The sequence below is a fragment of the Synechocystis sp. PCC 6714 genome, from assembly GCF_000478825.2.
Taxonomy (GTDB): Bacteria; Cyanobacteriota; Cyanobacteriia; order Cyanobacteriales; family Microcystaceae; genus Synechocystis.
In genome coordinates this window covers 2,799,946-2,814,097 of record NZ_CP007542.1, presented here as the reverse complement: position 1 = coordinate 2,814,097, position 14,152 = coordinate 2,799,946, and the positions used below count along the sequence as shown (strand labels likewise).

At 48.7% G+C, this 14,152-nt stretch carries 16 protein-coding genes, 1 tRNA gene and 1 pseudogene; 12 read left to right on the top strand and 6 right to left on the bottom strand.

All coding sequences use genetic code 11. The features are described from left to right. The first annotated feature begins 5 nt into the window (after positions 1 to 5). The 8 genes from D082_RS18765 to D082_RS12815 are packed head-to-tail and all read left to right on the top strand — an operon-like array spanning position 6 to position 6,636. The gene (locus D082_RS18765) at positions 6 to 182 is read left to right on the top strand and encodes a hypothetical protein (protein ID WP_193386663.1); all 177 of its coding nucleotides are present in this window, start codon (positions 6 to 8) and stop codon (positions 180 to 182) included. Positions 183 to 227: 45 nt separating this feature from the next. Further along, on the top strand, positions 228 to 500 hold the full coding sequence (locus D082_RS12845; RefSeq protein WP_028947260.1) for a hypothetical protein: 273 nt from the start codon (positions 228 to 230) through the stop codon (positions 498 to 500). Positions 501 to 509: 9 nt separating this feature from the next. Next, positions 510 to 827: a DUF6825 family protein gene (locus D082_RS12840; RefSeq protein ID WP_028947261.1), complete on the top strand. Its 318-nt coding sequence runs from the start codon at positions 510 to 512 to the stop codon at positions 825 to 827. A gap of 16 nt (positions 828 to 843) precedes the next feature. Further along, a complete protein-coding gene (locus D082_RS12835) occupies positions 844 to 1,308 on the top strand; it encodes a type II toxin-antitoxin system VapC family toxin (RefSeq protein ID WP_028947262.1) in 465 nt (154 codons plus the stop codon). A 2-nt stretch (positions 1,309 to 1,310) separates the two neighbouring features. Continuing rightward, on the top strand, positions 1,311 to 1,499 hold the full coding sequence (locus D082_RS12830; RefSeq protein WP_038530924.1) for a hypothetical protein: 189 nt from the start codon (positions 1,311 to 1,313) through the stop codon (positions 1,497 to 1,499). A gap of 52 nt (positions 1,500 to 1,551) precedes the next feature. Next, on the top strand, positions 1,552 to 3,309 hold the full coding sequence (locus D082_RS12825; protein WP_028947263.1) for an AarF/ABC1/UbiB kinase family protein: 1,758 nt from the start codon (positions 1,552 to 1,554) through the stop codon (positions 3,307 to 3,309). Between the two features lie 50 nt (positions 3,310 to 3,359). After that, positions 3,360 to 4,124, top strand: a complete 765-nt coding sequence (locus tag D082_RS12820; protein WP_028947264.1) for a PP2C family serine/threonine-protein phosphatase — start codon at positions 3,360 to 3,362, stop codon at positions 4,122 to 4,124. Between the two features lie 46 nt (positions 4,125 to 4,170). Next, positions 4,171 to 6,636 (top strand): endonuclease MutS2, encoded by a 2,466-nt coding sequence (locus D082_RS12815; protein ID WP_028947265.1) that lies wholly within the window; start codon positions 4,171 to 4,173, stop codon positions 6,634 to 6,636. A 37-nt stretch (positions 6,637 to 6,673) separates the two neighbouring features. Here D082_RS12815 and D082_RS12810 read toward each other — a convergent pair whose 3' ends face one another. Next, the gene (locus D082_RS12810) at positions 6,674 to 7,585 is read right to left on the bottom strand and encodes a LysR family transcriptional regulator (protein WP_028947266.1); all 912 of its coding nucleotides are present in this window, start codon (positions 7,583 to 7,585) and stop codon (positions 6,674 to 6,676) included. A 141-nt stretch (positions 7,586 to 7,726) separates the two neighbouring features. On the opposite strand from D082_RS12810, the gene D082_RS12805 reads away from it, so the two are divergent. The 3 genes and pseudogenes from D082_RS12805 to D082_RS17805 form a co-directional block, all read left to right on the top strand. Then, complete coding sequence (locus tag D082_RS12805) at positions 7,727 to 8,425, top strand: pirin family protein (protein ID WP_028947267.1); 699 nt, start codon at positions 7,727 to 7,729, stop codon at positions 8,423 to 8,425. A 41-nt stretch (positions 8,426 to 8,466) separates the two neighbouring features. Then, positions 8,467 to 8,703, top strand: a complete 237-nt coding sequence (locus D082_RS12800) for a CDGSH iron-sulfur domain-containing protein (protein ID WP_028947268.1) — start codon at positions 8,467 to 8,469, stop codon at positions 8,701 to 8,703. Between the two features lie 163 nt (positions 8,704 to 8,866). Beyond that, positions 8,867 to 9,070, top strand: a pseudogene (locus tag D082_RS17805) (transposase); the annotation flags it as partial. Between the two features lie 31 nt (positions 9,071 to 9,101). On the opposite strand, the gene D082_RS12795 reads toward D082_RS17805, so the two are convergent. The 5 genes from D082_RS12795 to D082_RS12775 form a co-directional block, all read right to left on the bottom strand. Continuing rightward, positions 9,102 to 10,031: an RluA family pseudouridine synthase gene (locus D082_RS12795; RefSeq protein WP_144428744.1), complete on the bottom strand. Its 930-nt coding sequence runs from the start codon at positions 10,029 to 10,031 to the stop codon at positions 9,102 to 9,104. 100 nt (positions 10,032 to 10,131) lie between these two features. Continuing rightward, on the bottom strand, positions 10,132 to 11,322 hold the full coding sequence (locus D082_RS12790; protein ID WP_028947270.1) for an FAD-dependent oxidoreductase: 1,191 nt from the start codon (positions 11,320 to 11,322) through the stop codon (positions 10,132 to 10,134). Positions 11,323 to 11,362: 40 nt separating this feature from the next. Continuing rightward, the gene (locus tag D082_RS12785) at positions 11,363 to 12,250 is read right to left on the bottom strand and encodes a hypothetical protein (RefSeq protein WP_028947271.1); all 888 of its coding nucleotides are present in this window, start codon (positions 12,248 to 12,250) and stop codon (positions 11,363 to 11,365) included. A gap of 56 nt (positions 12,251 to 12,306) precedes the next feature. Further along, entirely contained in the window at positions 12,307 to 12,828 is a 522-nt protein-coding gene (locus D082_RS12780; protein ID WP_028947272.1) for a hypothetical protein, read from the bottom strand. A gap of 79 nt (positions 12,829 to 12,907) precedes the next feature. Next, positions 12,908 to 12,981 (bottom strand) — tRNA-Arg (locus tag D082_RS12775). 181 nt (positions 12,982 to 13,162) lie between these two features. On the opposite strand from D082_RS12775, the gene btpA reads away from it, so the two are divergent. Next, positions 13,163 to 14,026, top strand: a complete 864-nt coding sequence (gene btpA / locus D082_RS12770; RefSeq protein ID WP_028947273.1) for a photosystem I biogenesis protein BtpA — start codon at positions 13,163 to 13,165, stop codon at positions 14,024 to 14,026. The last annotated feature ends 126 nt before the right edge of the window (positions 14,027 to 14,152 follow it).

Genomic DNA, 14,152 nt, shown 5'->3' with positions numbered 1-14,152 from the left:
TGATCATGTTGGATAAAATCACCCTGCAGGAACGGATTCTTACCATCAAAGAAAAACGTAAATTCCTCGAAGATCTAGCCGCACAACCTAATTTGGGCATTCTTTCCCTAGACGTGTCCCAGGCCCTGGGGGAATTGGATGACCTAATTGAAGATTTTGAAAATACTTTCCCCGATGCCTAGGCTTTTCTTTCACCGTCGGCAAAAAGCTGATTTGACCTAAATAGTATGCGTATTTTAGCTCCCAATCCCCTGTGGCAAACTCTATTGTTCACAGCAGGCATTGCGTTGGCGGCGGGCATGGGCTTTGGCATGGCTCTGCGGTCAGCTCCCCCCACGGTGCTGGTGGACTCGGAAATTCCCACTGAACCCCAAACCGGCGGTGGTATTTTCCGTTCTGAGCAAAGTTTCCCCCCCCAACCGGGCTGGAATTTGGATTCCCAGGGGGAGGATGAGAATAATGATGGAGCGCGTTATAATTCTTTACAAACGCAACCATAGAAAGAGTCCATGCAAAACCAAGTCCTCCAAGCCTTTTTTCTTGGCCGCGCCTTTGCCGAAGTCCTCAGCGAAAAGGTAGAAGACGGCGTTACCAATGCCCTGAGTGAGTTGGGCAAGTTTGATGCGGAACAGCGGGAACACCTACGCCAGTTCATTGCGGAAGTGCAATCCCGGGCCGCCAATGATGTCACCCAAGAGGGAGCGGCGATCGCCACGGTGGATGGCCCAGTGACCGCCGACGAGTTGCAAGAAACTTTGGATAAATTGCGGGCGGAAATTGCCAGCCTCAAATCTGAATTGAAAACCTATCGGGATAACCAGGGCTAGGGCTAGCCAGATCTCTATGGCTGAGACTGTTTACCTAGAAACCAGTATTTTTGGCTATCTCACTGCTAGACCCAGTCACAACCTAATATTACTAGCTAACCTAGAGGTAAGGTGGCAACTGAGAAGAACTGACTTCAACCTTTATGCTTCGGAGTCTGTGGTAGAAGAGGTATCTAAAGGAGATCCTGAAATAGCATCCCGACGTTTGGAGTTGCTCAAGGGTATTCCTTTATTGCCCGCAACACAAACTGCTGTGGACTTGGCTTTACATTTCTTAGCTAAAAGTAACTTACCTCCAGATGCAGATGTTGATGCCCTTCATATTGCCGTTGCTACAATTCACTCCCTTGACTACCTACTAACATGGAATTGCAGGCATACTGCGAATGCTCAAATTCAAAAAAAGTTGGCACAAATAAGTAACGATTTTGGATTCAAATTACCGATACTGTGCACACCCTATGAACTTTTAGGAGATTAGTCATGTTTAAAGATGAAATTGTTGAAGAAATTCGCAGGATTCGTCGAGCTTATTCCGAGTCATTCAACCATGATTTGCAAGCAATGTACGAAGACATAAAACGCAGAGAAGCTATTAGTGGTCGCACCTATGTAACTCCTAATCCCACTCCTGAGACAAAACAGGAAGCAACCTCAACTTCCCAACCATAACTCCTTACTTTTTCATCCCGCATTTTCCCTTTAGCCCTTTCTTAATATCAGTGTGTCTGCCCTATCCACCAAGCTTGAGCCCACAGCCCCCTACCCCAACTCCATGCCCTCCCAAAGGCGATCGCCATTAGAAGCGGAAGGTCGCTATCGTTGGAATCGAGGTAACTATTCCATTACCCGGCGACGCATTGACATTTGGGGTTTTGTGCTTACCCTGCTCTATCAGTTTTGGTTAAACGGCAAAAAATGGAGCTATACGGGGGGCTACAGCGAAGAAAAATTACAGCAAAGAAGAAGACGGCAAGCCAAATGGATTCGAGAAAATCTCCTCAGCCTTGGCCCCACTTTCATTAAAGTTGGCCAGTTATTTTCCACTCGTTCCGATCTTTTTCCGGCGGAATATGTGGAGGAACTTTCCAAACTGCAAGATGAAGTGCCGGCCTTTAGCTACGAACAAGCCGCTGGCATCATTGAAGGAGAATTAGGCAAACCGATCGCCAAATTGTATCGGAGTTTTGATCCCGTACCCTTGGCGGCGGCCAGTTTAGGACAGGTACATAAAGCCCAGTTGCACACAGGGGAAGATGTGGTGGTGAAAGTGCAACGGCCGGGGTTAAAAAAACTATTCACCATTGACTTGGCCATTCTGAAAAAAATTGCCCAGTATTTCCAAAATCATCCTAAATGGGGCAGAGGCAGGGACTGGAACGGCATTTATGAAGAATGTTGCAAAATTCTTTGGCAAGAAACTGATTATCTGCGGGAAGGGCGCAGTGCCGACACCTTCCGCCGTAACTTTCGGGGGGAGAACTGGGTTAAGGTGCCCAGGGTCTATTGGCGCTACACATCCAGCCAAATTCTGACCTTGGAATATCTACCCGGTATTAAAATTAGCCACTACGAAGCCTTAGAGGCAGCAGGTTTGGAACGAAAACAATTGGCCCAACTGGGGGCCCGGGCATACTTGTTTCAATTGTTGAACCATGGGTTTTTCCATGCGGATCCCCACCCTGGCAATTTGGCCGTTAGCCCCGAAGCGGGGGCATTGATTTTCTATGACTTTGGCATGATGGGTGAAATTACCCCGGACACCAAAAATAAACTCATGGATACCCTATTTGGGGTAGCAGAAAAAAACGCCGAGCGCATTGTCAATTCCCTCGTGGCCCTGGGGGCTCTGAAGGAAATAGAAGATATGGGGCCCATCCGGCGATCGGTACAATTTTTATTGGATAACTTCATGGACAAACCCTTTGAGGAACAATCCATTACTAAAATTAGCGACGATCTCTACGAAATTGCCTACGATCAACCTTTCCGTTTTCCCGCCACTTTTACCTTTGTCATGCGGGCATTCTCCACCCTAGAGGGGGTAGGGAAAGGGTTAGATCCAGATTTTAATTTCATGGCGGTGGCCCAACCCTTTGCCCTACAAATTATGAACAATTCCAACGGTTTCAATCCTGCCGGCAACATTATGGATGAACTAGGCCGCCAGGCAGTTCAGGCGGGGAACAGTGCCCTGGGTTTGCCCCGACGCATTGAGGACAGCCTCGATCGCCTGGACCGGGGTGACATTCGAGTCCGGGTTAGATCTACGGAAACTGATCGCCTTTTGCGACGGATGGGTACCATGCAGATGGGTACCAACTATGTTTTATTTACCTGTGCCTTGGTGTTGTCGGCCACGCTGCTGTTTGTAAATAATTATTTTGTGGCGGCGGCGGTTGTATTATTAATATCATTGGTACCGGCCATTGCCCTCTGGCGGTTGTTAAAACGCCTGGAAAGACAGGATCGGATGTTTTAAAATAAGTACTTCCCCTCTGCCAACTAAAACTAACCCCATTTTTAAGGCCTGTGACAGAAGTGAATTTATCAGTTGTTAGTCGTAATTCCACGGGGCAAACGGATCCCGGTCTAGTGCGCCAGTACAATCAAGACAGTTACTACCTTGATCCGGAAGGGCGGTTCTATATCGTGGCTGATGGCATGGGGGGGCACGCTGGGGGAGAAGAAGCTAGCCGCATTGCGGTGGAGCGGGTGCGGGATTACCTGAATACCCACTGGGAATCAGACATTGCTTCGGCGCAGTTGCTCAAAGATGCCCTAATGGATGCTAACGAAGGCATTCTCCAAGATCAACAAGTCAACCTGGAACGGCGCGATATGGGCACCACCGCCGTGCTAATTGCCTTTCGTGAAGATGGTGCTTGGCGCGCCCATGTGGGGGATTCCCGCCTGTATCGTTTGCGGGCTGAGCAACTAGAACGGGTAACGGAGGATCACACTTGGGTGGCCCGGGCCTTGAAGATGGGAGATATTGACCCAGTCCAGGCTAAAGTTCACCCCTGGCGCCATGTGTTGTTTCAGTGTTTGGGGCGACAGGATTTAAATTTTGTCGAAGTGGAAGCTTTGGATGCCCAGCCAGGGGACACTTTTATGATGTGCAGTGATGGTTTAACGGAGGAAGTACCCGATGAGCTAATTGAAAAAATCCTAACTAGCCAGGGTTCCTGTGATGAGTTGGCGGCCCAGTTGATAGAAGAAGCAAAGGATGCCGGTGGCTCGGATAATATCACCATTGTGCTGGTGAATTTAGCAGGTGAAGACCTGGAAAGTTAGCGCTTTAGAAAAAATATCAAAAGATACGAGTATAGAAATAGAAATAGTGAGCGATTCCACCAATTTGACTATTGCGGAGGAGACCTTGGCGTTGTTGGAATGGCCTAGGCTCTGTCAGCATCTATCTACCTTTACCCAAACTCCCCTAGGGGCGATCGCCGCTCAATATTTAGTTCCTCCTACCACGGAGAAAGAAAGTCGGGAATTGCTGGCCCAAACCCAAGCGGTGGAGTTAATTGAGAATTCCCCAGAGAGCAATTGGCATTTTAAAGGCATTGCCGATATTACTGAACCCTTGGCCCGGGTAGAACGGGGCGGTTTAACGACGGGGCCGGAACTGTTGGCGATCGCCAGTACGTTAGCGGGGGTGAGAAGATTACGCCGGGTGATTGAAGAACGGGATGACCTAGAAATTTTGCAAATCTTGGTGGCGGAAGTGAGAACCCTACCCGAATTGGAACAGACCATCCACCATTGTTTGGGGGAAGATGGCAAAGTGGCGGAGCGGGCCAGCCCGAAGCTAGGGGAAATTCGCCAAAAATTAAAGGGTTTGCGGGAGCAAATTCAGCAAAAACTGCAAAAAATCATCCAGCGCCAAGGCAATGCACTCCAAGAAGCGGTCATTACCCAACGGGGGGACAGATTTGTTTTACCCATCAAAGCGGGTTACAAAGAACAGATGCCCGGCATTGTTCACGACAGTTCCGCCAGTGGTAACACCCTATATGTGGAACCCCAAGCCATTGTGGAATTGGGCAATAAACTGCGGCAAGCCCGTCGCCAGGAGCAAACGGAAGAAGAACGGATTCTGCGACAACTGAGCGATCAAGTTTTAGAAGTTCTGCCCGATTTGGAGCACCTTTTGGCGATCGCCACCCGTTTAGATTTGGCCACGGCCCGAGTCCGTTATAGCTTCTGGTTGGGGGCCCATTCCCCCCAATGGTTGACCCCCGGGGATGAAAGACCAATTACGTTACGACAATTGCGCCATCCCCTGCTCCATTGGCAGGCGGAAAAAGAGGGCGGCCCGACGGTGGTGCCCATTACTTTAACCATTGACCACACTATTCGGATTATTGCCATTACAGGACCCAATACAGGGGGGAAAACCGTCACCCTTAAAACCCTAGGCTTAGTGGCCCTAATGGCCAAAGTGGGTCTATATATCCCCGCCAAGGAGCCGGTGGAAATGCCCTGGTTTGCCCAGGTGTTGGCAGACATTGGTGATGAACAGTCCTTACAACAAAATCTTTCCACCTTTTCTGGGCATATTTGCCGCATTATCCGCATTTTGCAGGCTCTTCCCAGTCAATCAGATGGTATTGACCTGGAAATTGAATCCCCAGTCCAGATAGGGGCTCCCTCCTTGGTTTTACTGGACGAAGTGGGGGCCGGTACCGATCCCACCGAAGGTAGTGCCCTGGCGATCGCCCTATTGCGTCATTTGGCCGACCAGCCCTGTTTAACGGTGGCCACCACCCACTACGGGGAATTGAAGGCGCTGAAATATCAGGATGCCCGGTTTGAAAATGCGTCAGTGGAATTCGATGACCAAAGCTTAAGTCCCACGTACCGTTTACTCTGGGGTATCCCCGGTCGTTCCAATGCCCTGGCGATCGCCCAAAGATTGGGTTTATCAGAAATTATTGTTAACCAAGCTAAGGATAAATTAGGGGGTTTTTCCGAAGATATTAACCAGGTCATTGCGGGGTTAGAATCCCAACGGCGGGAACAGGAACGCAAAGCTTCCGAAGCCCAAAAGTTATTACAGGAAACGGAAATTTTCTATCAACAAGTATCCCAAAAAGCCGCCAGTTTACAAGCTCGGGAACGGGACTTAAAATCCTATCAAGACCAGGAAGTGCAACAGGCGATCGCCACCGCCAAGGAAGAAATCGCCAAGGTTATCCGCCAACTACAACGGGGCAAACCCACCGCCCAAAAAGCCCAACAGGCAACCCTTGCCCTTGGGGAAATCCAAGCTGAACAAAAGGCCAAAGTAGCTCTTAAACCCTTGGGTTATCAACCCATAGTGGGGGAGCGCATTCGCATTCCTAGTTTTGGCCAAACCGCCGAAGTCACTCAAGTTAATGCCATGGCCCAAACCGTTAACGTCACCCTGGGCCTGATGAAAATGACAGTACCCATGGCGGAAATTGAATCCCTGGACGGGAAAAAAGTGGAGCCGCCCCCCAAACCGGAACCTGCGCCGACAAAAGTTAAAGCTAAGCCCCAACCAACTGAAACCAAATCACCCCCCGTTGTGGTGCGTACAGAAAAAAATACACTAGACTGCCGGGGCGATCGCCTGGAGCGGGCTGAATCAAGATTGGAAAAGGCTCTCAACCAAGCCGTAGAGTATGGCGTTTTATGGATTATCCATGGCAAAGGCACCGGTAAATTACGCCAAGGAGTGCAGGAATATTTGTCTCACCATCCCCTGGTGAAAAGTTATGCCCTAGCGTCCCAAAATGAGGGGGGAACCGGAGTAACCATTGCCTATCTGCAATAGTGATTTTCGGGAGGCTGTCTGCAAAATTTTAGTTTGCTCACTCAAGCTGTAAAAATACTGAAGGACTTTTGAAACTTTCCCTGAGAAACTCCGTGAAAAGTTGGATTTTGGTGGAAAGATGGCGATTAACCGGATAGATAATCGAAACGCTCAATGCCCGTAGGCAGTAACTTGGCAAGATAATTTGTACTTTTCCCGATTCTAAATAGGGCTGGATAATGAATTGGGGCAACAAAGCAACCCCTAAACCCCGGGCCACGGCGATCGCCAAAGCCTCGCCATTGTTAGAGCAGAAAGTACCAGCTACGGATATAACTTTTTCCCCTTCTTGACCAAGCAATTGCCACTGACTCCCCCCACTGAAATAGCCATACAGTAAACAATTGTGGTGCTGCAAATCCTCGGGAATTTGGGGCGTTCCCCGTATAGCTAAATATTGGGGTGACGCACAAAGTAGTAGCTTAGTCTCGAACAAAGGTTGACAGATTAAACTGGCCGATTCCACCGGTTGGGCAATGCGAATTAACAGGTCATAGCCTTCGGCGATCGCATCCACAAACCGATCCTCCAAGGTTAACTGGACTTCCAGTTGGGGATATAAAGCCATAAATTCACTCACCAACGGTGCCACATACATGGTGCCAAAGGTCATGGGGGCATTAATCCGTAACAAACCCTTCGGTTCCCCATGGAGTTGGGACACTGACAATTCCGCCTCTTCTAAATCCGCCAAAATCTGGACTGATTTTTGATAAAAAGCAATGCCTGTGGGGGTAGGGGTAACTTTACGAGTACTACGGTGGAGAAGCTGTACTTTAAGCTCATTTTCCAGGGCAATCACCATTTTATTCACTGCAGATCGCCCAAGATTCATTTTTCTCGCCGCCGCCGCAAAACTCCCCTCCTGCACCACTTGGGTAAAGGCATACATACTCTCGAGCTTATCCATGGAATTATAGGAATTATATTTAATGTCTCTATTTTGGATGCAATCTGTAGATAAATTAACATATTGTCTTTATTTGAGATGCAAACTAAGATAGAAACCAAGGTCACAAACCCCAACATAAAAAAACTAACGGAGGTCACTATGATCACACTCCGCCCCTCCACAGCCCGCGGTCGTGGCAAGCTTGATTGGCTAGATAGTTATTTCAGCTTCTCTTTTTCCCAGTATTACGATCCAGCCCACATGAATTTTTCCAACTTGCGGGTGATCAATGAGGACTACATTGCTCCTAGTCAAGGTTTTGCCACCCATGGCCATAAAGACATGGAAATTATCACCTACGTTCTGGAAGGAGAACTGGAACACAAAGATAGTATCGGCAATGGTTCGATTATCCGCCCCGGGGATGTGCAACGCATGAGCGCTGGCACCGGCATCCTCCACAGTGAATTTAATCCTTCCCCCGACCAGCCTGTGCACCTGTTGCAGATTTGGATTACCCCCAATCAATTTGGGTTTGAACCAAGTTATGAACAGCAATTTTTCCCCCTAGAAGATAAACAGGGCCAGTTGAGACTAGTGGCTTCACCGGACGGTCGTAATGGCTCCGTGACCATTCACCAAAATGCGTTTATCTATGCCTCTGTCTTGGCCCGGGGGGAAACCGTAACCCATGCCATGGGCGATCGCCGGGCCTGGATTCAAATCATAAAGGGCAGTCTGACGCTGAATCGAGAAACTTTGAAAACCGGAGATGGGGCGGGTATTAGCGATGAGCAAGCTATTACTTTGATTGGTCAAGATCAGGAAACGGAATTCTTACTATTTGACTTGCCTTAATTTCACCTAACTTTTACTAATATCCTGAGAGGAAAACAACAATGACTCAACCTACAATTGCTGACACCAAACCCGTAGTTATGGAACTAGAAGCTGGGGATTATTATTGGTGCACCTGCGGTAATTCGGCCAATCAACCTTTTTGCGATGGCAAACATAAAGGCACGGAGTTTACCCTCCAAAAGTTCACCCTGGAGGAAAAAAAGAAGGTTGCCCTCTGTCTTTGCAAACACACAAATAACCCTCCCTTTTGTGATGGGGCCCACGCCAAACTTTAATTTAGTTTTTCTGAATTTTCCCTAAATTTTCCAGGGGAGCAGTCTCACCATGTCATCAGGATGCTTCCCTCCCTTTCCCCCATTCCCCTTGTTCGACTACCATGATGCAGACAGTTATAGCCAACTGAAATAAGAGTGGGGCGAACAGTATGTATAATGCTATATTATGAATAATGCGCCTATTCATAGAAAGATTAGGATTAAAAAAATAGTGGAAGAGGCAGGACATACAATTTTATTTTTACCTACCTACTCGCCAGATCTTAATGACATAGAGCATGATTTTAGTGCATTGAAAAGAGCAAGAACATACGCCTCTCCAGGTGTAAGCATAGATGAAATTATTCGTAACTACTGTGTAGCATAGTGTCCTATAGTTAATTTAACTAGTTATACTCCTACTCCTTGGCCATTTGGCGGCTAAATGTCAAATCCGAGGGCAAAGGAGCAGTCAAGGTTAATTTTTGGTGACTACGGGGATGGATAAAGCCCAGTTGGTGGCTATGCAGAATGTAACCCCCATCACTGGGCCTGGCAGTGGTTGCGCGAACAATGGGCACTCCTCCGGGGCCGTAGAGGCGATCGCCAAGTAAGGGGTAGCCTAAACTAGCCAGATGAATGCGAATTTGGTGCGGTCGACCAGTGGTAATTTCCACCTCTAGCCAGGTTTTATCTGCAGATCGAGCCAGGATTTTGCCATAGCTGTGGGACTCCTTACCATTGGGGGTGGCGGCGTAGATGTATCCCAGTTGGGGGTAGGGAATTTTGCCGATCGCCTGGTGACATTCAAATTGTTCAGGCAAGGTACAGGGGCCAATGAGGGTACGGTAAATTTTGCGGCAAACGTGTTCCCGAAACTGACGGCTAAGCTCCTGACGGGCCAGGGGGGAACGACCCAGTAATAAAAGCCCCGAAGTACCAGTGCCCAGACGATGGAGGGGAAATAACGACTCCTGGGGATACTGAATTTTTAGTTGTTCTAAAACGGTGTTGTAAACAAAATCTCCCCCCGGTAACACCGGCAATCCCGCTGGCTTATCAATGGCCCAGAGATCTTCATCTCGATACAAAATTGGTAATTGCAAAGGTACTTCCGGTTCCGCCCAGGGCGATCGCCAATAGGTGAGGGTTTGTCCCAACTGCAATGGGTGACTGGTTTTGACGGAATGGCCGTCCACTTGAATTTGCCCGGATTCAATGCGTTCTTGCCAAGTTTGGCGATCGGAATGGGTGTAGCGTTGGCTGTAAAAATCCAGCACCGTCTGCCCGGACCCTTTGGCGGTGACCACATCAGTGTAGAGCCAACCCTTATTAAAACTAGTACTCAACTGATTACTCCCTGGGGCAAACCAATCTATCCCTCCATTTTCATTGAAATAAATCTATTGAAATACCCCTGTAATTCTAAAAAACTATCTAGACACATCTTCACCATGGCTTAAGTTTCTGGTCTCCCCGGATCTTTCCTACGAAACCGTACATAAAGCGGCGGTCAATGTAGTCCTTTAGCCACCACCAGCATCGACCGTGGCTTGCCAGTGGTCCCCAAAGGGCCATGGCCCTGCCATCCCCTGTACCGAGTAGACTTAAATACTGAGATTGGGGAATAAATGCTTTCAGCGGTTTGTGGGTAAGGGATCTCTGTAAATTTTCAAAGAGAGGCTTTCCCTGGCGCACCGCAAAAACCCCTGCCTTGGGTCGAGGATATTTTTTCATGGTGGCCACGTCCCCCGCGGCAAAAATATGTCCATGGGAACAGCTTTGTAAAGTCGGTTTAATCAACACAAACCCCCGGTCATCCAGCCTTAAACCGGATTGGCATAACCAAGGGGCCGGGCTAGCCTGGGTCACTAGAAACACAGCATTAACTGACTTGCTATGGTCATTACTCCAGAGTTTATACCGGAGTAATGGATTTAATGGATTGTCATGGGGGGAAAACTCTGGCTCTATAGCGGTGACGGGGTGATTCGGTAACACAGAAATATTTTTCTTGGTCAACAAATTTCCAATTATTTTTCTCCCTTGGACACTGTGGTGCGGTAGCAGGGTCGCTCCCCGTTGCCAAATTTGTATATCTAAGACCATGGCAGGGAAAAGTTGAGCCAAACGAGCTTGTAGATTAAACGCTAACTCTATTCCCCCTGCCCCACCCCCGGCGATCGCCAAAATAAATTTTTCCGGTCGACTCTGGTCAATCTTCTCCAACAGAGCTTGCCAAGCGGCCAAAAATTGGGGTACGGGCTTAGCGGGGATGCCATACTCCGCCCCAGCAATATCGTCGATAAACGGAGTGCTACCAATGTCTAGGGAAAGGCAATCAAAACTTAACTGTCTTCCCTGTTCCGTGGTCAATAAATTCTGCTCCGGGTCAACGGCGATCGCCCTATCGTTGATAAACTCAGCCCCCGCTGAGGCACAGAGGCTGGGTAAATCAATATGACTTTCCGCGTAGGAATAAAAACCCGCCACATGCCCCGGCAACATACCGGAATAGGGCGTTTGCTCCCCATCACTCACCAAGACCAGTTCTAAATTGCCTAAGGGATGACGGCTCCAGTGTTTCAGCACCAAAGCATGGCTATGGCCTCCCCCCACCAGCAGTAGTTTCTTGGCCATTTTTGTTGATCAACCCAATCATCACCGGCACTTTTTGGCTTTAAATTTCTGCCACAGCCCGTTCAATTAAACGGTGGGCCAGGGTTTGGATGCCCGTGTGTTCGTAGTAATTGGTGGACATATCAATGAACGCGGCCAAGTAGTCCATTTTGTCCTCCGTTACCTCCATGAAATTCCGCAATTTACCCAGCAACTTCTCCCTGGTAAGCTGGCGATCGCCGACAAAACTGGTCATCCAACCCTGCACAGAGCCGAAACTTTCACCGATGAAATCTAATTGATTGCTGGTGCTATTGCCGGGAATGAGGGGCTTAATTTTATTAAAAGTCTGATTTTGCTCCAACTCCTTAGGGGTCAATTTTTCCAAAAAGTCCATGGTGGTCAGGACAAAGCTAGGGCCAAAGGGAATAATGCCATCAAAACTGATCAGAGCGGCCATCCGCATCAAAGACTCGCCGCTGTAGTCCGTTAGGGAACGAACAAAATCCCCAATGCTATTACCGGGAATACCGTTAATTTGGCAGAAAGCCACCAACTCCGCCACCAATTTAATCGAAAGGTCAATGGCCTGGGCTTTTTGGGGATTGGGGGTAATTTTATTTAAAAAGCCGAGGAAATTAACACTTTCCCCCACCTTATTAGCCAAAGCCGCCGCCCCTAAAGCACTGTCGGTAGAATCAACGGTTTGGTATAGCCAAAGAGCATTTTGGTAACCCTGGGACTTATCGTTGAACAGCCACACCGCCCGATCGCCAATTTGCTTCACCAAGGCGGGATCGGTTTCCCCGGTTACTTTTTTAATCGTATTTTCAAAACCCACCAAATTTTCCCATTTCCCCGGCACCACAAAATCAAGGGAATTGAGCAACATTACCGTTAATCCACCGGTGGGCAGATCATCGACTAACTTAAAAATCGGCTTACTCACGCTAAAAACTCCTGTTTTTTCGGTTGGTTATGGTTTGATACACTTGATTGACCGTTTTAATTTCTACTGCTCAAATTTTCTAGCCCCTGCAGGTCAAATTTGCCCAACCATTCCTCCCGATCCTGGGGAGTGAACGACGGCGATCGGGACAATACTTTGATCTGATAGCGATCGCCCACCAGTAGGGCTGTGGCAGTGGAACCCTGTTGTACCACCGGAAATCCATCAATGGCTTGGGTACTTTGCTTAAACTTATCCGCTGCGGTCGGATTATTTTTGACATCGTTGATGGACATTACCGCCACATCTTGGCCATTTTGCTTGAGCTTAATTTCCGCAAACCCCTGCTTCTCTTGGGCAAAAACCCGCTCATATTCCCCATTAGCCTGGGGAAAAAAGGCATTGAATTCTCCTCCCTTGGTGGATTCCTTAACGACCGCCGAAGCCCCCCGTTCTGTGCTTTCCTGTTGGGCTTGCTCGAATTGGGAAGGGGGTTGACTGGTGCAGGCACCGGTCCCAAACCAGAGTAGGCCTAGCATCAGGGTCAAGGAAAGGAAGCGAGTCAGTTTTTTTCTCATGGTTATGGGGGCAAAAGTTTGCGGCAGATGGATAAAAATCAAACTGATCGAGTTGAATATATCTGAATCAGGCTAAAAGCGAGGTTGGCCGGAGTCGAACCGGCGGCCCAGCGCTTAGGAGGCGCTTGCTCTATCCGTCTGAGCTACAACCTCAGTTCAAAAACCCATTGTGCCATATTCCCGGAATCATGCTGTGAACGGCGGAAATGGCCCCCAGTCAAATTCCCCGGTAGGGTACAATTCTTAATTGGCTTAGTTTTGTTTAATTTACAACCCGCCTGTCTTGGACAACGAGGGCCCGACCGGCACCCAGGGGCGTTTAGGATCGAGTGCAGTGGATTTATTTCAAACTTTTCAGACCCATAATCCTGTCATCGGCGTTGTACACCTTCTACCATTGCCAACTTCGGCCCGTTGGGGAGGTAATCTCACCGCTGTCATTGAACGGGCGGAACAGGAGGCCACAGCCCTTGCCGCTGGGGGGGTAGATGGCATTATTGTGGAAAACTTTTTCGATGCCCCTTTTCCCAAGCAAAAAGTAGATCCGGCGGTGGTCAGTGCCATGACCTTAATTGTCGATCGCCTGCAAAATTTGGTTGTAGCTCCGGTGGGCATTAATGTTTTGCGTAACGATGCCCACAGTGCCTTGGCGATCGCCAGTTGTGTGGGGGCAAAATTTATCCGGGTTAACGTGCTTACGGGGGTTATGGCCACGGATCAAGGGTTGATTGAAGGCAATGCCCACGAACTGTTGCGCTATCGGCGGGAATTGGGCAGCGACGTGGCTATCCTAGCCGATGTACTAGTCAAGCATGCCCGTCCCCTGGGCACCCCCAATTTAACCACCGCCGTCACCGACACCATTGAACGGGGTTTGGCCGACGGCATTATCCTCTCCGGTTGGGCCACGGGCAGTCCTCCCAATCTAGAAGATTTAGAGCTGGCCACCAACGCCGCCAAAGGCACCCCAGTTTTCATTGGTAGTGGTGCAGATGAGGACAATATTGGCCAATTAATCCAGGCGGCCAACGGGGTAATTGTGGCTAGTTCCCTCAAACGCCACGGCAGTATTAACGAAGCTATTGATCCGATTCGGGTGTCCGCCTTCATTGAAGCCATGGATGAGGGATTGAAAGCCAAGCAAACTAAATCCGCCGTGGTAGATGTTCCCAGTGGGACAAAGTCAGTGATTTGTTAAAAACTAGATGGTTCAGGCAAAATTTGCTTTTAACCCTAAAATTCCGTTATCTTTTGCCCCAAAAGTTCCCCTAGCGCCAATTTTAGGGACTGGTATTGCCCAAAAACCATTTTTTGTTCCCATTCA

Excerpts from the sequence above, each read along its gene's own strand:
- D082_RS18765 (WP_193386663.1), top strand. The coding sequence starts at position 6 with ATGTTGGATAAAATCACCCTGCAGGAACGGATTCTTACCATCAAAGAA.
- D082_RS12845 (WP_028947260.1), top strand. The coding sequence starts at position 228 with ATGCGTATTTTAGCTCCCAATCCCCTGTGGCAAACTCTATTGTTCACA.
- D082_RS12840 (WP_028947261.1), top strand. The coding sequence starts at position 510 with ATGCAAAACCAAGTCCTCCAAGCCTTTTTTCTTGGCCGCGCCTTTGCC.
- D082_RS12835 (WP_028947262.1), top strand. The coding sequence starts at position 844 with ATGGCTGAGACTGTTTACCTAGAAACCAGTATTTTTGGCTATCTCACT.
- D082_RS12830 (WP_038530924.1), top strand. The coding sequence starts at position 1,311 with ATGTTTAAAGATGAAATTGTTGAAGAAATTCGCAGGATTCGTCGAGCT.
- D082_RS12810 (WP_028947266.1), bottom strand. The coding sequence starts at position 7,585 with ATGGATAAGCTCGAGAGTATGTATGCCTTTACCCAAGTGGTGCAGGAG.
- D082_RS12805 (WP_028947267.1), top strand. The coding sequence starts at position 7,727 with ATGATCACACTCCGCCCCTCCACAGCCCGCGGTCGTGGCAAGCTTGAT.
- D082_RS12800 (WP_028947268.1), top strand. The coding sequence starts at position 8,467 with ATGACTCAACCTACAATTGCTGACACCAAACCCGTAGTTATGGAACTA.
- D082_RS12790 (WP_028947270.1), bottom strand. The coding sequence starts at position 11,322 with ATGGCCAAGAAACTACTGCTGGTGGGGGGAGGCCATAGCCATGCTTTG.
- D082_RS12780 (WP_028947272.1), bottom strand. The coding sequence starts at position 12,828 with ATGAGAAAAAAACTGACTCGCTTCCTTTCCTTGACCCTGATGCTAGGC.